The sequence below is a fragment of the Leptospira mtsangambouensis genome (genome assembly GCF_004770475.1).
Taxonomy (GTDB): Bacteria; Spirochaetota; Leptospiria; order Leptospirales; family Leptospiraceae; genus Leptospira_A; species Leptospira_A mtsangambouensis.
Genome location: NZ_RQHK01000017.1, coordinates 416,796 through 442,783 on the forward strand (window position 1 = coordinate 416,796; position 25,988 = coordinate 442,783).

General features: G+C 37.5%; 25 protein-coding genes. 16 read left to right on the forward strand and 9 right to left on the reverse strand.

The window, feature by feature from the left end; all coding sequences use genetic code 11:
• Positions 1 to 56: 56 nt before the first annotated feature.
• The 4 genes from EHR01_RS14365 to EHR01_RS14380 are packed head-to-tail and all read left to right on the forward strand — an operon-like array spanning position 57 to position 2,774.
• Complete coding sequence (locus EHR01_RS14365; protein ID WP_244310128.1) at positions 57 to 554, forward strand: LIC_10042 family TonB-like protein; 498 nt, start codon at positions 57 to 59, stop codon at positions 552 to 554.
• Positions 541 to 1,080, forward strand: coding sequence for a UpxY family transcription antiterminator (locus EHR01_RS14370; protein ID WP_135695627.1), 540 nt, complete (start codon positions 541 to 543; stop codon positions 1,078 to 1,080). Before EHR01_RS14365 ends, EHR01_RS14370 begins: the two co-directional genes overlap by 14 nt.
• Positions 1,077 to 2,051, forward strand: coding sequence for a KpsF/GutQ family sugar-phosphate isomerase (locus EHR01_RS14375; protein WP_135695629.1), 975 nt, complete (start codon positions 1,077 to 1,079; stop codon positions 2,049 to 2,051). The genes EHR01_RS14370 and EHR01_RS14375 overlap by 4 nt, the downstream gene beginning before the upstream one ends.
• Positions 2,052 to 2,057: 6 nt before the next feature.
• Positions 2,058 to 2,774 (forward strand): type I 3-dehydroquinate dehydratase, encoded by a 717-nt coding sequence (locus tag EHR01_RS14380; RefSeq protein WP_135695631.1) that lies wholly within the window; start codon positions 2,058 to 2,060, stop codon positions 2,772 to 2,774.
• A 77-nt stretch (positions 2,775 to 2,851) separates the two neighbouring features.
• Here EHR01_RS14380 and EHR01_RS14385 read toward each other — a convergent pair whose 3' ends face one another.
• From EHR01_RS14385 to EHR01_RS14395, 3 genes are read right to left on the reverse strand one after another with little or no spacing between them, the layout of a single operon-like run.
• Positions 2,852 to 4,432 (reverse strand): tetratricopeptide repeat protein, encoded by a 1,581-nt coding sequence (locus EHR01_RS14385; protein ID WP_135695633.1) that lies wholly within the window; start codon positions 4,430 to 4,432, stop codon positions 2,852 to 2,854.
• A 44-nt stretch (positions 4,433 to 4,476) separates the two neighbouring features.
• Positions 4,477 to 6,084 (reverse strand): GMC family oxidoreductase N-terminal domain-containing protein, encoded by a 1,608-nt coding sequence (locus EHR01_RS14390; protein WP_135695635.1) that lies wholly within the window; start codon positions 6,082 to 6,084, stop codon positions 4,477 to 4,479.
• Positions 6,085 to 6,096: 12 nt separating this feature from the next.
• The gene (locus EHR01_RS14395; RefSeq protein WP_208721789.1) at positions 6,097 to 6,603 is read right to left on the reverse strand and encodes a hypothetical protein; all 507 of its coding nucleotides are present in this window, start codon (positions 6,601 to 6,603) and stop codon (positions 6,097 to 6,099) included.
• On the opposite strand from EHR01_RS14395, the gene EHR01_RS14400 reads away from it, so the two are divergent.
• The 4 genes from EHR01_RS14400 to EHR01_RS14415 are packed head-to-tail and all read left to right on the forward strand — an operon-like array spanning position 6,545 to position 11,313.
• A complete protein-coding gene (locus EHR01_RS14400; RefSeq protein ID WP_135695639.1) occupies positions 6,545 to 7,969 on the forward strand; it encodes a peptidoglycan recognition protein family protein in 1,425 nt (474 codons plus the stop codon). The two genes, EHR01_RS14395 and EHR01_RS14400, sit on opposite strands and share 59 nt — an antisense overlap.
• Positions 7,970 to 7,984: 15 nt before the next feature.
• The gene (gene pepN, locus EHR01_RS14405; protein ID WP_135695641.1) at positions 7,985 to 10,627 is read left to right on the forward strand and encodes an aminopeptidase N; all 2,643 of its coding nucleotides are present in this window, start codon (positions 7,985 to 7,987) and stop codon (positions 10,625 to 10,627) included.
• Between the two features lie 9 nt (positions 10,628 to 10,636).
• Positions 10,637 to 10,960, forward strand: a complete 324-nt coding sequence (locus tag EHR01_RS14410; protein ID WP_135695643.1) for a TRL-like family protein — start codon at positions 10,637 to 10,639, stop codon at positions 10,958 to 10,960.
• A complete protein-coding gene (locus EHR01_RS14415) occupies positions 10,957 to 11,313 on the forward strand; it encodes a TRL domain-containing protein (protein WP_135695645.1) in 357 nt (118 codons plus the stop codon). Before EHR01_RS14410 ends, EHR01_RS14415 begins: the two co-directional genes overlap by 4 nt.
• Here the strand turns inward: EHR01_RS14415 and EHR01_RS14420 are convergent.
• Entirely contained in the window at positions 11,310 to 12,266 is a 957-nt protein-coding gene (locus EHR01_RS14420; RefSeq protein WP_135695647.1) for a glycerophosphodiester phosphodiesterase, read from the reverse strand. The genes EHR01_RS14415 and EHR01_RS14420 overlap by 4 nt on opposite strands.
• 340 nt (positions 12,267 to 12,606) lie before the next feature.
• Here EHR01_RS14420 and EHR01_RS14425 point away from each other — a divergent pair, with 340 nt between their 5' ends.
• On the forward strand, positions 12,607 to 13,095 hold the full coding sequence (locus EHR01_RS14425; protein ID WP_135695649.1) for a helix-turn-helix domain-containing protein: 489 nt from the start codon (positions 12,607 to 12,609) through the stop codon (positions 13,093 to 13,095).
• A 55-nt stretch (positions 13,096 to 13,150) separates the two neighbouring features.
• Here the strand turns inward: EHR01_RS14425 and fliG are convergent, their stop codons facing one another.
• Positions 13,151 to 14,164 carry a flagellar motor switch protein FliG gene (gene fliG / locus EHR01_RS14430; protein ID WP_004785217.1) on the reverse strand — a complete coding sequence of 338 codons (1,014 nt, stop codon included), beginning with the start codon at positions 14,162 to 14,164 and terminating at the stop codon, positions 13,151 to 13,153.
• 54 nt (positions 14,165 to 14,218) lie between these two features.
• Here fliG and EHR01_RS14435 point away from each other — a divergent pair, with 54 nt between their 5' ends.
• Positions 14,219 to 14,908, forward strand: coding sequence for a TetR/AcrR family transcriptional regulator (locus tag EHR01_RS14435; RefSeq protein ID WP_244310130.1), 690 nt, complete (start codon positions 14,219 to 14,221; stop codon positions 14,906 to 14,908).
• Positions 14,909 to 14,928: 20 nt separating this feature from the next.
• Positions 14,929 to 15,897, forward strand: coding sequence for an MBL fold metallo-hydrolase (locus EHR01_RS14440; protein WP_135695651.1), 969 nt, complete (start codon positions 14,929 to 14,931; stop codon positions 15,895 to 15,897).
• 223 nt (positions 15,898 to 16,120) lie between these two features.
• Here the strand turns inward: EHR01_RS14440 and EHR01_RS14445 are convergent, their stop codons facing one another.
• Positions 16,121 to 16,732, reverse strand: coding sequence for a hypothetical protein (locus EHR01_RS14445; protein ID WP_135695653.1), 612 nt, complete (start codon positions 16,730 to 16,732; stop codon positions 16,121 to 16,123).
• On the opposite strand from EHR01_RS14445, the gene EHR01_RS14450 reads away from it, so the two are divergent.
• A complete protein-coding gene (locus EHR01_RS14450; RefSeq protein WP_135695655.1) occupies positions 16,731 to 17,786 on the forward strand; it encodes a hypothetical protein in 1,056 nt (351 codons plus the stop codon). The genes EHR01_RS14445 and EHR01_RS14450 overlap by 2 nt on opposite strands.
• Here EHR01_RS14450 and EHR01_RS14455 read toward each other — a convergent pair.
• Together EHR01_RS14455 and EHR01_RS14460 are read right to left on the reverse strand one after the other, a co-directional pair.
• A complete protein-coding gene (locus tag EHR01_RS14455; protein ID WP_135695657.1) occupies positions 17,751 to 18,722 on the reverse strand; it encodes a M23 family metallopeptidase in 972 nt (323 codons plus the stop codon). The two genes, EHR01_RS14450 and EHR01_RS14455, sit on opposite strands and share 36 nt — an antisense overlap.
• Positions 18,723 to 18,734: 12 nt before the next feature.
• Positions 18,735 to 21,191: a sensor domain-containing protein gene (locus tag EHR01_RS14460; protein ID WP_135695658.1), complete on the reverse strand. Its 2,457-nt coding sequence runs from the start codon at positions 21,189 to 21,191 to the stop codon at positions 18,735 to 18,737.
• Positions 21,192 to 21,426: 235 nt separating this feature from the next.
• Here EHR01_RS14460 and EHR01_RS14465 point away from each other — a divergent pair, with 235 nt between their 5' ends.
• The 4 genes from EHR01_RS14465 to EHR01_RS14480 all read left to right on the forward strand — a co-directional run bounded on the left by EHR01_RS14465 (position 21,427) and on the right by EHR01_RS14480 (position 25,451).
• Entirely contained in the window at positions 21,427 to 21,993 is a 567-nt protein-coding gene (locus EHR01_RS14465; RefSeq protein ID WP_135695660.1) for an LIC20153 family lipoprotein, read from the forward strand.
• Positions 21,994 to 22,064: 71 nt separating this feature from the next.
• On the forward strand, positions 22,065 to 22,658 hold the full coding sequence (locus tag EHR01_RS14470) for an HmuY family protein (RefSeq protein WP_135695662.1): 594 nt from the start codon (positions 22,065 to 22,067) through the stop codon (positions 22,656 to 22,658).
• Positions 22,658 to 24,832 carry a TonB-dependent receptor plug domain-containing protein gene (locus tag EHR01_RS14475; protein WP_135695663.1) on the forward strand — a complete coding sequence of 725 codons (2,175 nt, stop codon included), beginning with the start codon at positions 22,658 to 22,660 and terminating at the stop codon, positions 24,830 to 24,832. Before EHR01_RS14470 ends, EHR01_RS14475 begins: the two co-directional genes overlap by 1 nt.
• On the forward strand, positions 24,807 to 25,451 hold the full coding sequence (locus EHR01_RS14480) for a hypothetical protein (protein WP_135695665.1): 645 nt from the start codon (positions 24,807 to 24,809) through the stop codon (positions 25,449 to 25,451). Before EHR01_RS14475 ends, EHR01_RS14480 begins: the two co-directional genes overlap by 26 nt.
• On the opposite strand, the gene EHR01_RS14485 is transcribed toward EHR01_RS14480, so the two are convergent.
• Positions 25,448 to 25,981, reverse strand: coding sequence for a DUF3015 domain-containing protein (locus tag EHR01_RS14485; RefSeq protein WP_135695667.1), 534 nt, complete (start codon positions 25,979 to 25,981; stop codon positions 25,448 to 25,450). The genes EHR01_RS14480 and EHR01_RS14485 overlap by 4 nt on opposite strands.
• Positions 25,982 to 25,988: the final 7 nt, after the last annotated feature.

Below are 25,988 nucleotides of genomic sequence, written 5' to 3' on the forward strand. Positions count from 1 at the left end.
CGGACAATGAAAATGGAGATTGCATTCTCTCCAATAAAGTTTTTCATGAACTTGGAATGCACACCCTCTTTGAAGGTTCGAAATACAAGGCTCTTTCCATCACTTTTGGAATTCACCTCTTGTTAGTTTTCGCTCTATTCGGTTATAACCTAAAAAGGGACATAGATTCGCCATTTTTAAAATGGAAAAAGGGAAGTAGCGTATCCACCATAGATTTACAATTTTCCACAGGGATCGGAAATACCTCATCTTCCTCTTCCAAAAATCCTTCAAAAGAAGAAGGAACAAAAACAATTGAAGATGAAATTTCAGAATTCCAAAACTGCCTCAGTTATCCGGCACTAGCCTTAGAACAAAAATTAGAAGATGTTTGTGTGTATCGATTGACCATCAAAGAAGATGGTTCTTTGGAAAAAATTGCAGTGGTCACCCCATGTAGGTATGGTGTCTTTGATTTACAGGTGCGTCGGCAACTCGCCGATTGGCAGTTCCAACATTCCAAAGGTAAAGAATTTGTTCTACCCATTAGGTTCCGTTTAGATGTCCGAGACTAATCCCCCCATAGAAGAAAGTGCTTGGTACATTGTGTATACAAAACCCAGAGCAGAAAAAAAACTAAGCGAACTTTTAAAAAAATACCACCTGGAGAACTATCTCCCCATCCGCAAGGAACGAAAAAAATGGACGGATCGATTTAAGTGGATCCAAGTCCCTGTTCTACCTTCTTATATTTTTGTTAAAATTGTCTTCTGGCGGGATAAAAATAAAGTCCTCCAATTACCGGGTTCCCACCATTTTGTATTTCATAAAGGCCAACCAGCAACGGTGACCCAAGACGATTTGGATCAATTAGAAACTGGCCTTCAAAAATACGCAGATACATTGAAAGTAAGCCCTGAATCAGTTTTGGGAAAAGGTAAAACCGTCCGGATCATCAATGGAGCTCTGATTGGTAAAACAATGGAAATTTTAAAAGTTAAAAATAAAACCTTAGTGGTTCTTAGGATTCCAGGAATTGATGCTGCTGTTACGTATGAAATCAAAGTGGATGATTTGGCCTGGGAGGAATTAATCGTATGAAAGAAAAAGATACTATCTCAATCGTAAAACAAGCACTAGATGATGAAATATCATCTCTCGTTCACTTTCGTGACCAATTGGATCCATCCGTCAAAGATTGTATTGATCTGATTTTAAAATCCACAGGCAAAGTAATTGTCACTGGTGTTGGGAAATCAGGCGATATTGCCAAAAAAATTTCCCATACACTTTCTTCCACGGGAACCTCTGCTTACTTTTTACATCCAACAGATGCTTCGCATGGGGATTCGGGAATTGTTGGACCAGATGACGTGGTTCTTGCCATTGGCAAAAGTGGAGAATCGGAAGAATTGAATTATATTTTGCCTACACTCCGTAAAATTGGAGCAAAGATAGTAGGAATCACTGCCAACCCAAAATCAAAATTAGCCTCCCTTTCCGATGTGGTCATCATCACACCAGTTCTAAAAGAAGCCTGTCCTTTGGACTTGGCACCTACTTCAAGTACCACAATTGCCTTAGTCCTTGGGGATGCCATTGCCGTGGCACTCATGGAATTAAAGAATTTCCAAGCCAATGATTTTGCCTTGTACCATCCAGCAGGAAGATTAGGAAAACGCCTTTCCTTGCATCTATCAGATGTAATGCGAAAAGGGGATAAAAATGCTTCGATCCCGGTCGATGCCAATCTAGAAACTATTCTCAAAGAAATCACTGAAAAAGGAATTGGTGCCACCGGTGTTGTAGACTCAAATTCCAAATTAATTGGTTTGATTACAGATTTTGACATCCGAAAGTTTTTGACTAAAAATACTCTTTCACCCACTGTCACTGCAAAGGAAATGATGAATGCAAATCCTAGTAGTTTCCGACCAGAAGAAAAAGCATATGATGTTTTAATCAAAATGGAAAGCCGGGAACGACCAATATCCGTTGCACCCGTTGTGGACGAAAAAGGTTTATTTGTGGGAATGATCTCCCTACACGATTTATTACAAAAAGGACTTTAAATCATTATGCCAGATTCATATAAAATTGTAGCTTCTGTTGGTGAAGATGACCTTCGCCATTTACAAAAAAAAGATGTAAAGGACGTTGATATCATCGAAGTCCGATTGGATCTTTTTTCCAGAAACTATATTCAAAAAGAAATGAAAAAAAAGCTAAAAGCTTTAGGTCTTCCAGTTCTTTTTACTTATAGAAGGGCAGAAGATAGCAGTGTACGTTCCTATGTAAAACTTTTCCATGAAGATGTTGAAGGGATATTAAAAGATTTTAATGATAATGCCAACTATCTTGATATCGAGCTCAATCGCGAAGACACCATTTTTCGGAATTACGAAACTTTAAACTATAGAATCATTTATTCTTATCATTCTTTTAAAAAGTCCATCCTTGCAAATGAAATGACCAATTTCATTCATAAAGCAAAACCAGTGAAAAAGAAAAACCCCATCTTCAAGTTTGCAATCACACCTGAAGATATAGAAGAAACTGCAGATTTTTTAAACGATATCAAACTATTATCAAAATCAAATACAATGATAGGAATTTGTATGGGTGAACTAGGGCTTATCTCTCGAGTTTTTGGAGATAAATTCCACTCTTCTTTCACCTATATGACATTAGGTGAACCAAAGGCACCTGGTCAAATTTCAGTGGAAACCTTTAAAAAACTTAGGGCAGATTTGTTTAAAAGTCCAGGCTCAGGAAAAGAATCTAAAGAAGATTAGAAAATGATAACCTCGGGGATTCATTCCGAGGATTTATAATTTTGTGTTATTTGAGTTATAAAAGATTTCTTTTAAGATTATGGTTGGATTTGAGAAGTTACAGTTCCCGCTTTTGTTTGGATAAATTCTTTAAAAGAACTATCTTTCCAAATATCTTTAAAATCCTTTTCTAAAGAATCCGAAGTCCAATACTCTGGTTTCAAATCTGCAGCTAACTTAAATTGTTCTTTGGTTTTAGAAATATCCCCTTTTTTAGAATAACATCTAGCCAGAAGATAATATCCGGAAGAAGACCCCGATACTTTTTGTAAAATCGAAATGGCTAAGTCCAATTTGCCTGAATAAAAATAATTTCGCCCACGATAGAATAAAAATTCCCGGGACTCGGACCGAGTCGGATCTTTTTCCAAAACGGAAAAATAAGATTCTGCTTTGTCAAATGCATTGGTTTCCGTATACCGTCTCGCCAGTTTGATAAAACCCATTTGGTATTTTTCAGGGGTTTGTTTTAAATCCGGAAATTTGGAATCAATGAATTCCGCATATTTTGCAAAACTAGTTTCAAACTTTTTGGTTCTTTTACCAGCTTCAAACATACAAACAAAACGAAACATATGGGATTCTATTTGATTTGGGTTTAGAGAAAGTGCTTTGTCAGAATAAGAAATACAATTTTCCCAATCTGATTTTTGTTCATACAACCTTCCCAAAGCCAAAAGAGGAGGATCTTTTTGTAATTGTTTGTAAGCTTGTTGGAAGGAAGTTTCTGCTTTATCTAGTTCAGCTAATTTTTGAAATGCGATACCTTCATTCAAATAAACATAATACAAAAATACATTAGTGTCTTTTGAAAATGGATTTTTTTTCGCACGTTCAAATGATTCAATTGCAGACTTGGGATCATCCTGTCTTAGTTTGACAATCCCCAATTTATAATGGTATCTAGACCTAGATGGATTTTTTTCGATCAGGATCTTAAGATTGGCTTCTGCTTTGTCGTATTTTTTTTCTTCAAACAATGACAACACATAATCCCAACGTACATCTTCTAAATTTGGTTGGTTTGCCAAGAGTTGTTCATAGTGTTCGCTAGGTTTTGTTGCTTCCGAGTCATCAGAAACATCTTCATGTTTTTTAACCGAATCTTTTTTGGCTTCTGATGGTTTTTGTTCTGTAGGTTTGGTTTCTACTTTTGTTGGATGTGAATACGATTGTGAAGAAGGATTCCCTTTGTTTCCTACAGCTCGATTGTAGATCTTTTGAACCTCTTCGTTTTTTGGATCATATTTCAAATAACGAGAAGAGTATGTTGCTGATAAATTCCAGTCTTGGTGGTAATTAAAAAAAAGTGCAAGTTTCAAAAGGACCGTTTTTCTTTGGTCTTTGTCCAAATCCAAATCTGCGGCTCTTCTAAAGTTTTGAATCGATTTTGGGTAATCTTTTTTATATTCATAGATATAACCCAAATACATATAAGCTTCACCGTCTTGCGGGTGTGAGTCGGCGTGTTTTGTAAATTTTTTAATCGCTTCGCCATAAGCTTTTTTTGAAAAAGCCTTTTTTCCTTCCTTCATCGCGTCACTGTCAATGGCGAAGAGTGTAGGTTGAAAGATTACAAAGATAAAAACTAAGGAAAGATATTTCCGCACGGATTCCAAACTAGTTGGAACCCATGGGAATGAAAGGGATTTTTGGAAAAAAGTTAGACCTTCGTTCTTTCTTCTTTTTGCGAAGCCAAATTTCTTGAGGCTCTGAGAACGATACTCATGGTCGTTATTTGTGGGTTCACCGAAAGTCCTGTAGGATAAACTGAGGCATCCATGACAAATATGTTTTTATGACCATAAATTTCCAAATTTAAATCAACTGCACCCTTTTCTGGATCGTTTGCGGACTGGATGGACCCGTGCGGGTGCGCCGAACCGACGGTTAGATCCCCTGGTTTTGTGCTTTCTTTCAAAATCCAATCAAAGTTGTCGTTTCCTGTTACCTTGTAAGGTTCTGTGAATCTGGTAAAAGGAAAAATCAATTCTTTGGCACCAGCTGCCACAGTTACTTCTGCAAGAGCTTTCAGACCACGTAACATATTGAGGCCGTCTGTTGGTGTTAGCTCAAAATAAACTTTTCGTCTTCCCAAACTATACTTCACACTTGCATTGGCTTCCCCATCTGCGCCATCTCGAACAAGGACAATCCCAGCATTGTAATTCGTAAAATCTTTCATTACATCAAACTGTTGTTTGCCGTAAAAAGGAACGAGTGAAGATGCCAATGTGGGACGGTAAGGAGCTGCTTCCAACCAATATCCGTAACCAGTTCCATTTTGGTTGTGACCATCTTTGATCACAATGGATTGTGGCGGACCGTGGAACATTTTGATTTCTGAGTCAAATTTCCCAAAGATGGTAGATGTGGGATGGACTTTTAAATTTCGGCCTACCCAACCATTTCCAATCCCACTCCTTTGTAAAAGAGCAGGGCCTTCGATCGCGCCAGCACTGACAATCACAACCGGTGCTTTGATTTCCATGATTTGAATGACTTCTTTGGGAGCCGCTTCGTACGCATCAGGTGTAAACTCTGCAATTACAGTTTTAATTTTGCCTTCTTTGATTTTAGCTGCACGCATGTTCGAAACAACAATGGCACCAGCTTCAATGGCATCCGGAATCCAAGTTAAAAATGCAGATTGTTTTGCATTGATCGGGCAACCCAAACCACAACGGCCAAGTCCAATACAACCACGATTGTTATTACGAAGTACCTGCGGAGTGAGACCTACTTTTTTTCCACCCACACGTAACACATTATTATTCGCATTGACTAAGTTATCTGGTACTTCATGTACTCCCAATCTCTCGTGAACTTCCGAAACATAAGGATCCATTTCATCTCTGGAGTATCCTTGCCATCCAAAACGTTCACTCCATTCATTGGTTACATAGTCAGGTGGATACAATGAGGTTTGCCAATTGACAGTTGTAGACCCTCCAATGGACTTACCTTGTAAAATCGATAAAGTTTGTTCTTCTGTAACAATGAATCCTGCATCCCGATACAGTCTTGCTTGGGAAATGAATTCATCAGAATTGAATTGGGCAGGTGTGAAATAACTTCCCTCCTCAATTAAAACAACTTTCCATCCGTTTTTTGCAAGTTCACTCGCTGCAACAGCACCACCGGCCCCAGAGCCAATGACCACAACATCTGCAGTCAGTTCCCATTTTCCATTTTGGATTTGGTTTTCTTGGATGATATTTGTATGATTTTTTGGAGTAATGATTTTTTGGTTAAAAGTTGGAATTCCCATTGATTGTCCGCCTTAATGGATATAACCGACAAATTTTTGGTATTCTTTGTCAGAACTTAAAAGGAAAAATGAAATTTGTCTAAGGATCGCATAAACCCCACGTTTGAGACCGAGGGAGGAATGTTTCCATTCTTGTAATCGTTTGATCCTTTCTTCCATAGGAAGTTTCACAATCGGAGTAAAAGAAAAGTCAAGAGCCATTGCCGCTAAAATGGAAGATGGAACACTAGCTAACAACTGTATAACGCTTTCTGTCTCAATGGGATAAGGATGTCCGTATACATAATTATCCAAAGCAAGACCCAAATCAAAATTCGGAATGGGGTTGTCGCTTAGGAAGACTTCTTGCAAGCTACGAAAACTATGGTATTGTTCTGGAGAAATTCCACGAAGAGTGGGTGTGTTCACTCCAGGTCCACAATTCACTCCATGAATCGAAACTGCGGTTAGGGCAAAACATTTGAGAGAAAATTTTAAGAAACGATTTCGCGATAGAATAAAGGGTGTATACGGCTCCAAGTCTCTTTTCCTTGCTTTGATTTTGAACCCATTGTGTCAGAATCTTGTAAAATTATCACTCATTTTCCTTATTTCCACCGGATGTATTGGTATTTTTCGAAAGGCACCGGACTATCCATCCATTCAAATCAAAGGTTTAGTGTCCTATAACGAACTTGAGTCGACAAGGAATGTAAAATGGAACTTACTTTCTAAAGTTAGAGACCCTAAATCGATTACTGCCATTGTCTTACACAATTCTGGAAAACGAAAGTTACCTGAATTACTAAGACTTTCTGTTGAAAATCAATTTATGTTTCACATTTATGTGGACTCTGATGGAAACATATATGGTGACCCTAACTTTTTAAACCATGAATGGTCAGCGGCTCCAGGAATTGATTTAGAATCCATACATCTAGTCTACGAAGGGACACAAGAAACTCTTTATAATAACCGAAAACAACGTGGAGTTTTGAATCAGATCATTTCTTATCTGACAGATGAATTAAACATCCCCAAATCCAATTACGATGTTATATCAAAAAAAGGAGTTTTCACTCATAATCAAACCAAACGAAGGTTTGGTGGATTTGTGGATTTTTCTCCTTGCGGAAGTGAACTTGCACTCAAACAAATCCTTTCTGAAATCGATGGTGAATTTTTTGAAGAAGATGATTGGAAAGATCGTTTTGTCACAGGTTGGGTCTTAAAAAAAGAAAACAAAGAAATACTAAAAGAAACTTTTAAACCCACCAATGGACGAGGAATCACCAAAGCAGAAAAAATCAACATTGCCAGTTTAGAAAAAGATGAAAAGGGATTTCCTCCGGAAGATTACCGTGTTAAGTACATTTTTCGTGGAAAAATCAAACCGAGTTGTGTTGTTTTACATTACACTGCTATTTCTGAATATTTTAAATCCTTACGTACTTTAGAAGCAAGAAACCTAACCGCATCCATAATGGTGGACAACAATGGTAAAGCTTATCAATTAGTCGATGTTTTGGAAGACAGAGCGGCTGCGGCAACCGGGACAAATGACAATTGCATTCAAATCGAAATTGTTGCAAAAGATACGGATGAACTATTCAAACAACCAGACCAAATCAAAACTGTAAAGGATCTTGTCATCCAATTGACTACCAAATACAAAATTCCCCTTTCAAATGAAAAATTAGAAGATTTAACGGGAGTTTTTAGCCATACACAAGCCAAGAAAAAATGGGGTGGTTCCATTTTCCTAAACGCAAAAGACTTTGATCCAGGCGAAGAGTATATGGAAATGATTTTAAATTCGGTTGGTGGCAAATACTATAGTGAACCAGAATGGAAAAATCGAAAGTCTATTGATTGGGCCATTTTATTTCGTAACTTTCAACCTTAACGAGACGGAGCTTCTATGAAACAAATCCTACAAACACTTTTTATACTTTCAATCGTTTTGATTTTAGATTGCCGTCTCAAAAAACCGGTCTACCACCTAACACAATCTGAGGCAGAAACTAGATTTGAAATCATCGAAAATATCAAATACGAATTGGATGTCCATCTAACCCCAAAAGATAGTTTTGAAGGAAAGGTCAAAATCCATTTTTTTGGAAAAAAACTCCGAGACCTTCGATTGGACTATTACCAAGGAAAAATCAAAAGTATCGTTTTGAACGAAGAAGATCTTACCAACCTTCCTTACGAAAACGGCCATATCCAATTGCCAGCAAACAATCTGATGATTGGTAACAACACACTCACTGTTGAATTTGAAACTCCTTATGCAAAAACGGGAAACGGCTTACATAAATTCACAGACCCAGATGATAAAGAAGTGTATTTGTATTCTCAGTTCGAAGCTTTCCATGCGAACAAAATGTTCCCTTGTTTTGACCAACCCGATTTAAAAGCAACATTCAAACTAAATGCGACAGTTCCGAAAAATTGGAAGGTTATTTCCACAACCCTTCCGAATGGGCAAACCAAAGGAACCAACCTAGATGAAATTTCGTTTTCATTCCCTGAATCGGCCAAAATTTCAACTTATGTTTTTTCCCTCCATGCAGGCCCTTACCAAGTATGGGAAGATAACTTTGAATCCATTCCTCTTAGGCTATTTGTTAGAAAGTCATTAGCCAAGTATGTAGATCCAAAAGATTGGTTTACCTTTACCAAAGAAGGATTTGCTTTTTTTAATTCTTATTTTGGAATCCCATATCCGTTTTTAAAATATGATCAGATCATTGTTCCAGAGTTTAATTTTGGAGCTATGGAAAATGTAGGAGCCGTTACTTTTTCCGAACGTTTTGTATCTCGTGCGCCAATGACAAGATCCCAAAGAGAAAATCTCTCAGATGTAGTTTTACATGAAATGGCCCATATGTGGTTTGGAAATTTGGTCACAATGCGTTGGTGGAACGGATTATGGTTGAATGAAAGTTTTGCAACTTATATGGCGAGTTTAGCCCAAGCCAAAAATTCCGAATTCAAAGAAACCTGGATTAGTTTTTTTGAAAAAATGAAACAATGGGCTTATGATGAAGACAGTTTTGTCACAAACCATCCTGTAGAAGCAAAAGTTTCAGACACAGAAGAGGCTTTCACACAATTTGATGGAATCACTTATGGAAAGGGTGCATCTGTTCTCAAACAACTAGTTTATTTTATTGGAGAGGATTCTTTCCAACGAGGGGTCCAAAATTACTTAAGAAAGTATTCTTATTCAAATTCTACACTCACTGACTTTTTAAAGGAGTTAGAATTTGCCAGTGGTTTCCCAATGAAGAAATGGTCCAAAGATTGGTTAGAAACCAAAGGAACTAACCAAGTGGAACTAACCACCATTTGTGCTGAGAACCAATTCTATTGGAAAATTGTACAATCAGCTCCAGGTTTAGAAAATAAACTCCGTGACCACAAAACCATTTTAGGGCTTTATTTTTTTGATAAACCAAACAAACAACTTTCCTTTGAAGAAGTTCCTGTGGTGTATTCAGGCCGTTCCACAAACGCAATTTTTCCAGTAAAAACCTGTCCCAATTATACTTTTATCAATGCGGAAGATCATGATTTTTCCATTTGGAAATGGACAGAATCAAACAAAGAAAGTTTAGAATACGTTTTAGAATTTGACACAGACCCATTGAGAAAACTCATCTTGTGGACTGATTACTTTAGGCAAGTGCAATTAGCTAATATTACATTTGATGAATTTAAAGACACAGCGATTCGTTTGTATTCCTCTGAAACTGATATCAAAATCAAACGTTGGATTTTATCTAGAGTGGCAGGTGATAACGGTTCAACCTATTTCACTAGTCGTTTTTGGTTTCCAGAGGAAAAACGAATTCGTGATTTGAACGCCTTACAAACATTCATTTGGGATGAACTTCTAAAAGCAAAATCGGGAAGTGATGAACAAAGATATTTGTTTGTATCGCTTGTTGATTCAACTTATACGACCAATGCAAAAAAAAGATTGTACGACTTTTTGGAAAACAAACTCTCTGTTAGCGGTTTAAAAATCGACCAAGACTTACGATGGAATCTTATTGTAAAGCTGAGTTCTCTAGAAACTGAAAGAACTCAAATCCAAAATATCATTGATCGTGAGAAAAAAATAGATCCTTCAAGCAGAGGAGTAAATTCAAGTTTGGCGGCAGAAGGGGCAGAACCCAATCGTTCTGTAAAAGAAAAATGGATCCAAATTTTACTCAATCCTAAGTCGAGTCAGTATTCCTCCTCTACTCTTCGAGTGGTTTCCTATTCTCTTTTTCCAGAACATCAAAAAGAGATTCAATTAACATTCTTAGATACTTATTTGGATGCTTTGGACAAGTTTAACAACGGAGAAGATGAAAACTATTTGGATGCTTTTGCAAAAAGTTTGGCACCTGATTTTTGTACGGACGAAACACTACTCATCCTTAAAAAGTTTACTGGAAACCATCCCCGTCTCCCGGCTACGGTCAAAAAAACTCTTTTAAAACAAATTGATTCAGAAAAAAAATGTATCGAAATGAAAAACAAACATAAAGATCTAATCGCCAACTAAGGTATTTCATTGAATCGAACTTTCCATTTTTCTATTCCATTTCTGATTCTTTTCAGTTTGTTTTTGGGGAACTGTGCTTCCCCAGGGTTTGGACCACGAGGGTTTTTATATACCAAAACAAAAATTGGAATTTTTGGAACCGGAGAATTTTCTAAACGAAGAGCTACATCTTGCGTACACTCTGTACTCGGGCTAATTTCTTTTGGAGATGCTTCTTTAGAGTTTTTGAAATCTAGATCCAAAATTCAAAATGTTACAGAAACCAATTGGACTACCTTTGCCATTTTGGGAATGTATGCGAACCTTTGTGTAGAGATTTCCGGTAACGAATGAAGTTAAGTTCCAAATCAAAAAAGAAAACATTCGCAGCAGCAATCCTCTCGATTTTATTCGCTCTTTGGACTAGTCATTGTGCCAATTTAGGACAACCCCAAGGACTAGGTCCTACAGGTCTTCTCTATGCATCTTATTCCTTAGGTTTATCAGAACGGAACTTACCTAAACTTCCTTTAAAAAAAGGAAAGTCTTGTGTGAAACGATATGGATTCTTTTTTACAAGTGGAAATGCAAGTATTGGTTCTGCAGCTAACACTTCTGGAATTCTGGAGATCTATCGAATCGAGAAAGAGGCAACTAATTACCTCTCTCTTTATTCTTCACTCTGTACTATAGTTTGGGGAATTTAAGGTTTTGGGCGAACAACTGAATCCAATACATCTGGATAATCAGAAATAATTCCATCCACGCCACAGGAAACAAGTCGTTTCATTTCCTTTTCAGTATTCACTGTCCAGGGAATCACAAACATTCCTTTGGCATGCGACTCTTTTACAAACTTTGGTGTGACATACAAAAAATAAGGGGAAATGATATCAGCTTGTTTGTCTTTTGCAGCAGACAAAATTGTTTCTCTATATCCATTTCCAAATCCAATTGTCATTAAAAAACCTTGGAAGTATGTAGGAACAAACAAAGCACTGGTTTTAATTTTTGCATTTTTTGTTTTAGAAAAATTTAAAGTACGAAGGTCAAAAGATTGTATGGTGGAGCGATCCACTACTTTATACTTTTCAATGATTTGAATCAGTTTTTCTGTATGTTCTTTCACTAAACTATCTGGTGCAGAACCATCATCAGGAAATTTGGTTTCGATATTAAATTCATAAACCTCTTTTGATTTTTTTTCAGCAAGTATTACCTTTTCAAAAAATTCTTCTAAGGAAAGCAGTTTGGTTCCAGGAACCGGAATTTGTTTCGGAAAGTTTGGATTTTTTTTGGAACCACAATCGTAAGATTGTAATTCAGCCAACGTTAATTCATACAGAGAAGTTTTTTTTATCTCAGTTCCATTGGCATTTTGACAAATAATCGGATTAGTATCGGAATCATGATGAATGACAACGCGTTTGTCTTTGGTAAGAACGGTATCCAATTCCAAAGTGACCATCTTGTATTTGATTGCCTCTTCAAAAGCAGGCCATGTATTTTCTGGCTTGAGTCCTCTTGCACCTCGGTGCCCTTGTAAATCAATTGTTTTGCGCAAACGACTCGGTGTATCCACTGAGGCACAGTTGCTCAAAATAAAAGTGACCATACTTATCAAGATTAAACTAATTTTAAATTTTTGGATTTTGCTCATCAATGGTTTCCTTCCTGGAGAATACTATCTTATGATATTATTGCATCATAGAAGAAAATTTCTTCAAATTTGTATAAAAAACTGAATTTAGAAAAGGTCAGGTTATTACACATTTTCGATGGGACAAAGCTAGAAAAAGGTGGAAAAAACGAGCACACCACCTAGGCTAACCTCGATGGCGGACTCTAGAAAGGAAATTTAGCGTAACTTGAGCCTAATGGTTCTTTCCTTCTGTAAGTCAACCGAATCCATTCGAATCTTATTCTTCTAAACCGTTCAAAACGTTTTTGGAGTCATTTCAGACCGTTAATAACGGTAATTTTGATTTTTTTTTAAAAACATGGAAAAAGTTAATCATTTCAGAAACTACAGAGAAAAACGAAAACTGACACGAGTTGAATTATCAGAAAAATTGAATATTCCTCGTTCCGCATTAGAACTTTTAGAATCCGATGATTGGATCCGGTCCAAGTTTGATTATGTCGTTTTAGTTGCTAAAGAACTTGGCCTCTCTCTGATTGATCTCATCAAACAAGAATTCGATTATGATTTAGAAAAAGAATTTTTTAATGAAGAAGAATTCGAAGAGATCGTAGCTCGTTATGCCAACGCAAGGGTCACATTAATTTTATCCGAACTCAAACTATTCTGCCGAAATGCCAAAGTTCGTTTGGATGATTTTGATATCACAGAACTTTCCTTTTCGATGGGAAACCTACACAAACTCATCACTCTAAATCAAAAATTAGAAAGAAATGAATTAACTTCCAAAGAAGCACTCGCTGAATTTCCACCTAAATGGGGAAAATTCAGCAATCGAATCAAATAGAATTCATAAATTCTTATGTTCTAAATCACTTCATTTGTGAAAAACAACTTGTAGCTTAGACTACAAGTTCGTCTTCTCCCGCACGAGCCACAACGATCTCGCCCGCTTCTTCCAGTTTACGGATGATGTTTACAATCTTTTGCTGCGCATCTTCCACGTCTTTCAAACGAACTGGACCCATAAAGTCCATATCCTCGCGGAGTAAGTTAGCAGCACGTTTTGACATGTTTTTAAAGATTTTATCTTGTACTTCAGAATCTACAGATTTTAACGCTTTCGCCAAATCGGTGTTATCGACTTCGCGCATTACCTTTTGGATCGCACGGTCATCAAGTAAAACAATATCTTCGAATACGAACATCCGTTTTTTGATCTCTTCGGCAAGTTCTGGATCTTCTTCTTCCAGGGCTTCGATGATGGTTTTCTCTGTTCCCCGGTCTACCAAGTTCAAAATTTCTACTACAGAATCAATACCCCCAGCAGAGGTATAATCCTCAGAAGCAAGAGTGGAGAGTTTACGTTCTAACACCCGTTCTACTTCGCGGAGTACGTCTGGTGATACACGGTCCATGGTTGCGATTCGTTTTGCCACTTCCGCTTGGATCTGGTGTGGCAAGTTCGAAAGGATATTGGATGCTTTTTGCGGATCCAAATAAGAAAGAATGAGGGCGATGGTCTGCGGATGTTCCCCCTGGATAAAGTTGAGGAGGTGGGCAGGGTCCGTTCTACGAATGAAGTCAAAGGGCCTTACTTGTAAGGACGATGTCAACCGGTTGATGATATCGATGGCTTTCTGGTTTCCGAGAGCTTTTTCGAGTAGTCCACGTGCAAAGTCAATACCACCATTGGTGATAAACTCTTGGGCCATCATGAGTTCATTGAACTCTACGAGCACCTTCTCTTTATCTTCTGGAGTGATCTTATCTAAACGAGCAATTTCGAACGTAATTTGTTCGATCTCGTCTTCTCGGAGGTGTTTGAAGATTTCGGAGGCCACTTCGTTTCCAACCGCAACCAAAAAGATGGCGGCCTTTTGTCTTCCTGTAAGCGATGGCTTCTTATTGATCATACTTCTTCCCGAAATCCGTACTACTTAGTTTATCGGCCGGGTCTAGAAAAAACAATGAGATTTATTCTGAGAGAAATTTCCCCTCTTATGCCAATTCTTACTTCACTTTGGATACCAGGGGAATTTTTTTATGTTGACCGGTCTATTATTTTTAAAACCACTGGGATTGTGGGCAAAAAAGGTTTAGAAACCAAACAAAAAATGATCGAAGTCATGTCGGGACTTTTGGAAGAAACAGGGTATGAAGCAACGGGACTTACGGAACTTGGGAAGGAAACGGGAACACCCAAAGGTTCTCTCTATTTTCATTTCCCAGGTGGAAAAGATGAACTCACAAGCCTTGCCCTGCTGCATTCTGGGAACCAATTGAATTTGTTTTTCCAATCAGTTCTTAACAATTCAGATTCTCCAACCCAAGCCATCAAACAAGTGTTTCATGCTTTAGAAACCCGTATTATCTCCAGTGATTATAAAAAAGGCTGCCCCATTGCCACAACTGCAATGGAAACTTCCGGCTCCGTTCCGACAGTTTCAAATGTCTGTGCAGAAGTTTATTCTCTCTGGTTAAAAACATTTGAGAATTATTTAATCGAGGAAGGTTATACAAGTCGATTGGCTAAAAATCTTTCCCTTTCTCTGCTTTCGTTATGGGAAGGTGCTTTGTTATTGGCAAAACTACAAAAATCACCAGAGCCATTGCGAGTGGCCGCAAAAACTGCTGAATTACTTTTCAAACAAAACTAATTTTATTAAAGGCAAGCAAAATGAAACTTATGTCCAAAACCAAAGTATTGTTAACGCTAAGTTTAATCTCCATCAGTATATTTTTTCTATACTTTCTTGGATATCCAAAAGAATCGATTCCATCCTACTCTCCTGAGGAGAATACAAATTCTGCAAACATTCCAAAACCAAATGGAAAATCAAATTTGGTATTTTCAATCCTCAAAACGGGAGAAGCTACAACTTTAGAAGGATTTGTGATTGAAGGTGGGTCTATATTCAAAACTGTCACAGTCGCCCACTCTGCTTTTTACATCCAACATCCCAAAGGAAATTTTTTGTTTGATACCGGACTCGGAACCAAAGTCAAAGAACAGTTCCAAGTATTTCCGTTATATCTAAAACTTTTAATGGATTACAAACCTTTCCAAACTGCCTACGAACAATTGGAATCCAATGGAATGACACCTACATCCATTCAGGATGTATTCTTTTCCCATCTCCACTGGGATCATGCGAGTGGTTTAAAAGATTTTCCATGGGCAAAAATACATAGTTTACCTGAGGAACTAAATGATCCTAAAATTGAATTAGGTTATATTCCATCTCAATTTGATGGAGATTCAATCAAATGGAGTCATTTAAAGTTTTCAGATAAACCTTACGCAACTTATGCGAAAAGTATCGACTGGTATGGAGATGGGACGGTTGTTTTTGTTCCCATGAAAGGACATAGTGAAGGTTCTGTAGGTTTATTTTTACATACTGCCAATGGAGAAGTGTTCTTTCTTACTGGTGATATTGTTTGGCGCAAAGAAGGTTTTACAGAATCAAAACACAAACCACGAGGTGCTAGATGGATTGTGGATTTTGATACAGCCAGTCTCGGAGAAGAAATCGCAAGGGTTCATCATTTAATTCAAAACAATCCAAAACTACAAATCATCCCAGCACATGATCATGATGTACAATCTGCAATTGGATTTTATCCAGTGGTAGTCGGAAAATAATTACTTTATCAATTGATAGACCAAATGAAATGAATCGGAAAACTCTAGAGAATTTGTATCACTGAATATGAAAACCCTACTTTTTGATTTTTTTCTTTGGTTTCTTTCCTTATCGAGTTTCCTTTTTTATTTCTTTTAGTCTGAGGTTTTATTGGGAGTCACTAGTTTGAGTTGATTCCCAATATAGTTTTTATAACTTTCATTTTTTCCGCAATCGACCAAATCAGATTCCTTCTGGATTCTCAATTTGTGATTGTTTCTCTTGGAAAAGTAATGATTTGATTCCGGCTATCGACCGTTCCATCTGTTCGATTTCTTTCCGCAAACTGCCACGATTCTCTTGGATTTCTTCATGGTACAAATGAGCTTTCCCTAGTAATTGGTGGTAGTCGAGAGAAAGTTGGTGGAGAGCCGAGTCCCAGGTTTTCGGTTGGATCCGTCTTTTGTTCCAATAGAGTTTTTTTCCAAAAAGATACAAAATCTGGAAAAGTCCAAACGCATGTACGGGAACAAGAATGTAGAGCGATGCAAAGATTACCTTTCCATAGGAAACTTCTTTTGAAAACAATCCCCAAAAATAGATCCAAAGTGCAGAAAGTAACAAAATTGCAATGGTAAGGTTTGCCTTTGGAGTTTTGGGAGAAACTGAATTGAAAATGGAAAGGAGGATGACAGAAAAGATCAGTAGAAGGAGAACTTCCCAAGGGACTAAAGTAAAAAACAAATCCCAAAACTTTTGAAAATTCTCCCAACTGGTTTTGATCTGGTTGATGGTAGTTTGGATTTCAAGAATTTGGTTTTGGATTTTTTGAAAGAAGTCTGTGATCGCCGACATGTTGCAAATACTAACCAAAATCAAAAATCGTGCAAGTGGTTTCTTTACCAAATTTTTGGCACCTAAAACCTCTAGAAACTTACTCATACTCTATTCCATCATAGCCATCCCCTTTTTCATTTACCATGAATCTCATTTGCCTTGGCATTACATTTTTGTCCTTTGCCTAATTTCACTGATCGTCGGACTTTTTATTACTTACGGAAGTTTATACGTGATTCAGCGATATTGGGCTGATACGTTTCACCCTTTAATTGAGTTAGGTGTCGTTGTATTATTTATTTTTTCTCTATGGCTTGCTGAAGTTTTGGTTTTTGAAGCCGGTACTGTATTTTTATTTTTATTAGTAGCTGTTGCTTTTCTCATTCGTGTGTTACGTCTCGAAGAATATGCACGATTATTGGTGGCAGCATGCCTCATCGCAAGCAATGCACTCATTGCCTTCAAAGCATTACAAGGTGCGGAAGTTTTATCCGCTTATCTACTTTTTAAGAACAAATACCAAATTGAAGAAAAAGATCTAAATGATTGGGTCGTCACAGAAAACAATCAATATTGGAATGAGGAACTTCAGTTTGGATTTACTCTACCCCAAGGTTTTTATTTTTTTAAACCAGAAGACTTATCAATGGAAAATAAAACGGGAGCTGGGCAAATTGCAGGTCTTCTTGCTTTCAGTGATCAAGATGCGGAAAGATATCCTTTTGTAAGAATTTTTTACTTTCCTGACTACTTAGGTTTCCAAGAAAACCAAGCCATTGCCGAATTCTCTGAATTCCTCAAAATACAAGTGAGCAAAGGGGATATTGAAGACATCCAAGAAATCCAACAAAAAGAATTAGAACCTTCGATTGTCACTTCCAAGTTTTGGACTTTTTTTGATCTCTTAAGACCTCGTTATGCGAAAACAGGTTTCATCCTAGTGGAAACATCAAATCATGATAAACTATTGTTTCACATTACAGAAAATTTAGAAAAAGGTGAAATTCACGAACAAGGCATTCGTGAATTTTTATCATCAATGCGATTCGGAAATCGACTGCAAAGCAATTAAAGAAAGTGGATCCACTAAGGTATCATTTACCTTAGCGCCCAAATGAAGATGAGGGCCCGTAGACATCCCTGTGGATCCAACAGTTCCAATTTCTTGTCCCTGCTTCACAACATCTCCAACCTTCACCTTAATTTCATCTTGGTGCATATAAAATGAAAATATTTTATTCCCATGATCAACGATTGTGAAGTTTCCTTCATAATACGTTTTTCTAGCAAGTACAACAATCCCATCTTGGATCGCAAAAATTGGTGTCCCGGTTTTTCCACGGAAGTCTACACCACCATGAGGTCTGCCTTGTTTGTTATTATAATCTCGCCTAACATAAAATTTACTGGTAATGAATATTTTATCCAAAGGATTTTTGAAATTATTTATAAATTGTAATTGGCTTTGTTTGGCAAATGCTGCTTCTTTTGCAGTTTTACATTCTTGAATGAAATCTAAAGTTTCTTTCGGCAGTTCTTTCGTAACAAATTTTTCATCTACTTTGATCTGCTGATTTTTTTTGATCACTTGGAATTTGGTAGGTTCTAAAATGATTTGGTACTGTTTTTGCCCACGTTTGACAAAAAAGATTTTTGATACAATTTCCAAGGTCATTGCGCCGGCAGGAGTGTCAGGAGAGACCGGTAAAAAAGCAATCATACTCTTTTCTTTTTTGGTAAGGATCACATCCTTTCCCAACCAACTAACCTTATACGATTCGTTGATCCACTTTTTATCTTTAGGAGTCAAACGAAGGAAGATAACTTCTCCTCTTCCAAATCGTCTCGCTTCCATTAGCAGTGAAAAATTTTTTTCTTCTTTTTTTACAAAGTAATTTGTAGGAACTGCACGAGTGGCTGGTTTTTTTTTGACCTCGCGAGATTCAGCTGGAACAGCACGTACAAATGATAAAATTAGAACTAATAAAGACAAAAAACGTATCATCATTTACAATTTCGGCTATTTTGTTTGAGCAGATTCGTTAAATTTTTTAACGAATTCCACAAAATCAAGGGCAGGCAGCGGTTTGCTATAAAGGTATCCTTGGATCATATGACAGCCTAAATCATGGAGTAAATCCCTTTGTGCAGGATTTTCAACTCCTTCCGCAATCACTTCCATCCCCAAGGAATGTGCCATATTGATAATGGCCTTACAGATGGCTCGGTCGTCTTCATTGAGTTCCAAATCGATTACAAAAGACCTATCAATTTTTAAAACATCTGCATTGATTTTTTTAAGATAACTTAAAGAGCTATAACCAGTTCCAAAATCATCAATTGAAACTTTAATCCCAAGTCCGGATAAATATTCAAATGCTTCTATGCTTTTTTCAGGATTTTCCATGATAGAACTTTCTGTTAATTCTAACTCGATTTCTTCTGGATTAATATCGTATTGTAGGATGGTTGATTGTACACGATGAGACCAATTAGCGCGCGCTAGTTGTTTTCCACTGACGTTGATGCTGACAGGAAAGGCAGGAAGATTTTGTTTTTTCCATTCTTTTTTTAATTGGCAGGCTTCTTCTAATACCCAATCTCCAATCCTTTCGATAATGCCTGAATCTTCTGCGACAGGAATAAATTCTACAGGAGGAACCCATCCTCGCTCTGGATGTTTCCAACGAATGAGTGCCTCTGCTCCACAAACTTGGTTTGTCAGAGTGGAAATTTTCGGTTGGAAAAAAAGTACTAACTCTTCGTTTTGAATGGCCTTTCGCAAAGAATTTTCAATGTACAAACGTTTTTCTGAGCGAAGAATGAGTTCGTTTGTGTAGAATTTATAATTATTTCGGCCCAATTCTTTGGCTTTGTACATTGCCATATCAGAATTTTTTAAAAGTTCAGAAGAAGAAATTCCATCATTGGGGGAAAGTGCAATTCCCATACTGATCGTTGTAAATAAATCCCGACCCATAATATGGAATGGTTGGCTGAGAATATCTAAAATCTTTTGTGCAAATTCAGCGGCCGCACTTTTATTGGGAACATCAACCTTTAAAATGGCAAATTCATCGCCACCAAATCGTGCAACAGTATCAACTTCAGTCATCACTCGTTTGAGTCTTGCACCGACCATTTGCAAAAGAATATCCCCTTTTGTATGACCCAAACTGTCGTTGATAAACTTAAAATTGTCGATGTCGAAAAAATAGAAAGCCAGTAAAGTTTCTGTAGATTTATGATTTTTTAAAGCTTGGTTTGCATGATCAATGAATAATGTACGATTTGAAAGGCCAGTAAGTGCGTCATAATAAGCTAAGTAAGTAATCCTTTCTTCGGATAATTTTCGTTCGGTGATATCAACACCAAAACTAATGATTCTTTTTTGGTCCGTCTCTGTATCATCAATAGGGATGTATTTTCTTAAAAGATATGTGACCTTATCGTTACTATCCTGAATGAGTTCTTCAAATTGAACAATTTCGTTTTCTTTAGCTGCAATTTCTAAATACTTTTTTCGTTTTTCATGAAAGTCATTTGGTAAATCCAATCGTGCAGCCAGTTCTTCATCTGTTTTTTTGAAGATCCATTTCCGAATGTCTTTGTTGGATAAAAACACGGGATTTGTATATTCATATTGAAAATTTGAATTCAACACAGCAATATCAGAATCAAGATTGTCTAGAATGAATTCATAAAAAGCTTTTTGATTTTTAACTTGTTCTTGTGAGCGTTTTCGTTCCGTGATATCGCGAAACGTTGCCCAAATTGCCATTTTACCATTCACAGGAAACAATCGGAACGAAGATTCTGTAGGAATCAAATGCCCTGATTTTGTTTTTAAAGCAGTACTTTCTATCAAATTCCCTTGAAACTCTTCATCTTCATCCACCTCCACAGGAGGCATAAAGAAAGAAAATTCTTTCCCAACGATTTCTTCCAAGGGATATTCCAAAACGACAACTGCTTGTTTGTTTGCATTGATGATCTGTTTCGTGCCTGGATCAATTTGCATTAGAATGTCCAAGGACTCTTCAAAAACATTCTGAAGGACAATTACCTTTTCTCTAATTTTGTCATAAGCAATCGATCGATTCATATCTTCTATCAATCGCTCCGCAAAATTTAGTACTAAATCTAAGATACTCACTGTATACGATGGTTCGGATAAATGTAAAAACGTTGGATGTGCTGCTCTTGCTAATTCAGAAGGGGATAAAGGTGCAATGGAAAGTAAGATGTAAGGTGATTCGGGAAATTGTTCAAAAATAAATTTTTGTTTTTCTAAAACTGTAGCGTCGTTCCAAAAAAGAAAAACAGCCGATTCTTGAATTGTGCCTGGTTTGATATCTAAAATCGAATGAAAGCTATGTACATTGCAGGTTTCAATGTTTGTTATGTCGCGTAGTATGCGATTATAAAAATCATGATCAAACTCTTCTATATAGATGGTAATTTGTTTGAGTGACATGACCTTGGCATAGTAGACGAAAAATCGTTTTCCTTACAATTGATTTTTTTGATAGTTGATTTCGATCCTTCAGATCCATCCAATCAATTAGAATGAAAGTAAAAAGACCAGAGTCGCTCCTGAACCAGGACATCTGTCACCATTTTGTCAGAGTTCGAAAAAAAAGGGAAAACTATAAAATGAATTTGATTCTCATTTCCAATGCACAAGTTTGGATAAAAAAGACCGAGGTTCTATGAAATCCCTTCAAAATAAAACAAAATTACTACTCGTTTTGAGCTTGGTAGCAGGACTTACCTTTCAGTGTGAGAAAAAGAAAGAGGACGACAACACAGCAACTCTCGTTGCACTTGCGGGACTCACAACTTCTGCTGGTGATTGCTCTGTTTCTGCTTCCGGAAAAGCAACCATCAACACTTGGACCACAGATGTGACTGGAACCACTGCAGGAACCATTTCTAAATTAGGTTCTGTTCCAATTGTAGGGCATACTACAGCGGCAATCAAACTAACTTCAGATGGCAGTACAACTCTTGGTGTCAATGGAAGTGCATTTATCATTGTTTACAAAGCATCTGCTTGCCCTTTGACAACTTCCAATGTTGCAGCAACTCCAGCTAACTTTTCAATTGCAACGGCAACTGATTCCAATAGTGAATTCCCAAGTTCCTATAAAATCACGAACCAAACTGCAGCAATCACTTTCAATGGTACGCAAGGTGCTGGTGATTATTATGTATTTATCTATGCGATTCCAAGAAATGGACAATCTGCAGCGGTGAACTATACTTTCGCTCCATAACCGTGATTCGATTCCTTAGCATTGGTTGTATTCTATTATTAACTAGTTTCTGCGCAAGGCAAGAGAGTGCCTTGACAGACCAGGAGCTTTTTGTAAATCAATTGGTCACAAATTTGATCAATGCAGGGAATCCCAATGCTTTGGATAAAATTGTATTTTCCCGTGCCAACGGTGACGGGAGTTATACAACAAGGTTCAACGCAACTAATTTAGATTTTTATATTTACTTTCAATTTGAAGGGAACAAACAAATCCCATTTTCAGAAAAAGATAACCTAACTTGGGATATCGCATTTAACAGATACAAAGCTGCTACAAATTCGGGCGAAACCAATCGTTTCGGACTTGGTGGGGCTTGCACAAGTAATACCACAAATTTTGCAGTTGCAAGTTCTAATTCAGCAAGTAGCCAAGGTTGTAATAGTTTCACGGTGGATGTGGCTACCACTACACAAGGTATTGGTGGAGCTGGAGCTATTTATGTGGGTAACGCAATCGTCACTGAATGGTATTATTATACGATTGGAAATTTAACTCCAAAACCTGATATCTTTCTCATCCGTTCTGGAACAGGCCTTGCGACTTACGCAATTCATATCGAAAATTATTATAGTGATGCAGGAACTTCTGGTTATCCGACCATCCGATGGAAAAAACTTCCCTAATGTATTTTTTTAATCCGTTTCTATTGCCAATCCTTTGCCTATTTTTATTATTCATTGGCGAGGTCCATTCTCAAACACGTCCACGCGAAAACGGAAAAAATTCAAAAACCGTGGAAAAAACACCTAACACAACGACGGTGCCCGCACCAACAGAAACAACTCCTACAGATCCAAACCAAACAACACAAAATCCAGCTCCCGTTACCGAAGAAGGAAACAAGGAAGAAACTCCAACGGAAGAAGCTGACCGTTTCAAAGATTTGGACAATAAAAATGGAATTGTGGTAACAGGATCACGCGGAGAACGAAGACTCAAAGATTCTGCCGTGGCTACAGAAGTTATTTCTAGAAAACGAATTGAACAAACTGGTGCGCGTAACTTAGGTGAGGTGCTAGATACTCAAACGGGAATCAATGTAACGCCGTTTTTTGGTGGGTCACAGGTCCAAATGTTGGGCCTTGATTCCAAGTATGTATTGTTTCTTGTAGATGGACAACGGATAGCAGGTCGATTGAACAATACAATTGACCTCACTCGATTCAAAGTTCAAAATATCGAAAGAGTTGAAATTGTAAAAGGCAGTTCCTCTTCTTTGTATGGTGCCGATGCCATTGGCGGTGTCATCAATATCATTACCAAACAAGCAGAAAAACCAGAACACTACCAATTCCGAACTACTTATGGAAACGGAAGACAAACAAACTTTGGAACCCAAGGTGAAAAAAACTTAATCGCTGATGTCGGATTTAAAAATGAATTTGTGGCTTCCAATTTTTTTGGAGGATTCAACCAATCGGCCGCTTATGATTTAGATCCAAAAACTCCAGCCACAACTGGAAACGCATTTCAAGATAACAACGTCGGTGGGAATATGACCTTCAATCCTGATGGAAAATTCAAGGTCAAAACTGGAATCAATTATCTAAACCGTAATCAGGCAGGTGTTGATTCCAGAAGCAATGGTGGCGTTTTTGATAGAACCAATCTCACGAACGACTTTCTTGCGTTAGGTGCCATTGAGTATGCTTATGGAAAACGAAATATGGTTTCCTTACGTGGAAATTTCTCTCGATGGGAAAACCACTATAAATTAGACCAAAGAAATTCGAACGAACTAGACGTAAAAGAACTCACAAATGAATTCTCATCACAAGGTGTCGCCCAAATTGATCATGAAATAAACAATGATCATATGATCACTGCTGGGGTAGAATCTTACTCAGAAGAATTACAATCAGACAGATTACAAAGAAGAAATGCATTCCGAACTAGAAGAGCTGCCTTCATTCAAGATGAATGGGTGGTTTGGCGACAAGGTTTTGTTTGGCGACTGGTTCCAGGGGTTCGCCATGATGTGGATTCCCAATTTGGTGGACAAACAACTCCGAAAATTGCAACCAAAGTAGATATCACAAGCAATCTAGTGTTCCGAGCCAGTTACGGAAAAGGATTCCGGCCTCCTTCGTTCCGAGAACTTTATTTACGTTTCGAAAATCCAGGTGTGGGTTATGTAGTTGATGGAAATGACAAACTGAGACCTGAAAGATCTACAACTGTAAATGCTGATATTGAATATACGCCTTTTAAATTTTGGACCTTGTCGCTCAGTGTCTTTCGCAATGACATTACCGATCTTATCCAATATAGTTTTGGAACAAGAACCAGTGAATTTGCTAACTTCCAACTAAAAAATATCCAACGTGCCTATACAAGAGGGGTGGAAGCTGGATCTCGGGTTCGATTTCTCAAATACTTTGCATTGGAACTGGGTTACAACCAAACCGACACGAGGGACCTAACAACGGATAGACCCTTAGAAGGAAGGGCGTTACACCAAGGAACAATGAACTTTTTTGTAAATGCTCCTGGTGGTTGGGAATTTGCCCTCCGTGCCAAACGTTTGGACAAAAGGCCTTTTTATAGCACTACCAATGAATTCACTGCCGGTTCTAGCACCGCCCTCATTGACCAACAAACCAAAAGTGTTGAAGAAAATAACAAAGTTGTCTATGGGAAACCGTTTACATTACTGAACGTACGGATGGAGAAAAAATTCTTCGATGGAAGGATGTCCCTGTTTTTAGGAGTAGACAACGTCCTGGACCAATACGAGCTTACTTACAATCCTATTCGGCCCAGGTTTTACTATGGTGGACTCCAAGCCACTTTTTGAACTCAATTCGTATAAAGCAGTTTTTATTGTTTTTGTTCTTTATTGGTTATCGGGGTATCCTTTGTACTCCGACGAATCAAAGTTAAATGCAAAACAATCTAAAATTTTAAAAGAATCTTATTCTTATTTAGAGACTCTCGAACCTAAACGAATCAAAATCGATAAATCTACTTACAATCATCTTACACAATTCGAATCTATTTTTAAATTTGGATTCTCAGGAAAAAAACTTTCTCGTTGGATCCAATCAAGGATCAAAAAATATTCTTATGGATCTACAGGTGACTATGTTGCCATGTACCATGACGGTGATGTTTTGCTTGGCCGTAGTTTCTTTAATTTAAATCGATTGGATCGAGTTCTTGTATTATTACATGAAGCAAGACATGCTGATGGAAAAAACTATAGTCATGTGGTTTGCCCAGAAAATTTCCAATTTTTGAACCCTCGTGATTGGAAGATTCATCCTGCGGGAAAAAAAGGCTGTGATTCAGTCTCTGATGGTGGTTATGGAATCACTGCTGCATTTTTATTTGAATTAGGTGCTTATGGTTATCTGAACCAAACAGAAGCGGCACATCGTTATAATTCCGAAATATCTCGGGTGTTACGCGATTAGTACAAACAAGCTTGTTTTAATTCAGAATCTTCAGCAATTTTTGCCTTTAATCTAGATAAAATGATTTTGGACCGGACACTCGATTCAGAGTCTTTTGAATGATCAAAAATAAATGTATGTTTTTCTTTCATTAACTTCCCCAACTCATTACTATGAGTTGGACAACCTAACAAAGATGCGATGGCCTGGATTCTTTCTCCATTTCCACGAGTAGTTTCTATTTCCAAAGGAACTTCATTATAAGTAATAAAAACTTCTTGGGCACGGTCAGCCCTTACAATTCCATCAGTTGTACAATTGGATGTACCGGAAGTAATTCCAAATGTTTGCGACGACAGACTCCCATTCGTTGTGGCAGCGAGCACTTGCCCAATATCATTTTTCCAAACTGGAACCATGGACCCAAGTCCACAACCAGCCATCCCGTACGGTTCTGAGAAAAGGCGCACAGGTGCTGAAATCAGCAAAACAAGTATACTAACAATTGCAAGTTGGACTTTAAAAATGGAATGGAAACTTCGGGTGAACATAGGACCC

Coding starts and splice junctions, on each gene's coding strand:
- EHR01_RS14365 (WP_244310128.1), top strand. CDS start 57: ATGCACACCCTCTTTGAAGGTTCGAAATACAAGGCTCTTTCCATCACT.
- EHR01_RS14370 (WP_135695627.1), top strand. CDS start 541: ATGTCCGAGACTAATCCCCCCATAGAAGAAAGTGCTTGGTACATTGTG.
- EHR01_RS14375 (WP_135695629.1), top strand. CDS start 1,077: ATGAAAGAAAAAGATACTATCTCAATCGTAAAACAAGCACTAGATGAT.
- EHR01_RS14380 (WP_135695631.1), top strand. CDS start 2,058: ATGCCAGATTCATATAAAATTGTAGCTTCTGTTGGTGAAGATGACCTT.
- EHR01_RS14390 (WP_135695635.1), bottom strand. CDS start 6,084: ATGGGAATTCCAACTTTTAACCAAAAAATCATTACTCCAAAAAATCAT.
- pepN (WP_135695641.1), top strand. CDS start 7,985: ATGAAACAAATCCTACAAACACTTTTTATACTTTCAATCGTTTTGATT.
- EHR01_RS14415 (WP_135695645.1), top strand. CDS start 10,957: ATGAAGTTAAGTTCCAAATCAAAAAAGAAAACATTCGCAGCAGCAATC.
- EHR01_RS14420 (WP_135695647.1), bottom strand. CDS start 12,266: ATGAGCAAAATCCAAAAATTTAAAATTAGTTTAATCTTGATAAGTATG.
- EHR01_RS14425 (WP_135695649.1), top strand. CDS start 12,607: ATGGAAAAAGTTAATCATTTCAGAAACTACAGAGAAAAACGAAAACTG.
- fliG (WP_004785217.1), bottom strand. CDS start 14,164: ATGATCAATAAGAAGCCATCGCTTACAGGAAGACAAAAGGCCGCCATC.
- EHR01_RS14435 (WP_244310130.1), top strand. CDS start 14,219: ATGAGATTTATTCTGAGAGAAATTTCCCCTCTTATGCCAATTCTTACT.
- EHR01_RS14440 (WP_135695651.1), top strand. CDS start 14,929: ATGAAACTTATGTCCAAAACCAAAGTATTGTTAACGCTAAGTTTAATC.
- EHR01_RS14450 (WP_135695655.1), top strand. CDS start 16,731: ATGTTGCAAATACTAACCAAAATCAAAAATCGTGCAAGTGGTTTCTTT.
- EHR01_RS14445 (WP_135695653.1), bottom strand. CDS start 16,732: ATGTCGGCGATCACAGACTTCTTTCAAAAAATCCAAAACCAAATTCTT.
- EHR01_RS14455 (WP_135695657.1), bottom strand. CDS start 18,722: ATGATGATACGTTTTTTGTCTTTATTAGTTCTAATTTTATCATTTGTA.
- EHR01_RS14460 (WP_135695658.1), bottom strand. CDS start 21,191: ATGTCACTCAAACAAATTACCATCTATATAGAAGAGTTTGATCATGAT.
- EHR01_RS14465 (WP_135695660.1), top strand. CDS start 21,427: ATGAAATCCCTTCAAAATAAAACAAAATTACTACTCGTTTTGAGCTTG.
- EHR01_RS14475 (WP_135695663.1), top strand. CDS start 22,658: ATGTATTTTTTTAATCCGTTTCTATTGCCAATCCTTTGCCTATTTTTA.
- EHR01_RS14480 (WP_135695665.1), top strand. CDS start 24,807: ATGGTGGACTCCAAGCCACTTTTTGAACTCAATTCGTATAAAGCAGTT.
- EHR01_RS14485 (WP_135695667.1), bottom strand. CDS start 25,981: ATGTTCACCCGAAGTTTCCATTCCATTTTTAAAGTCCAACTTGCAATT.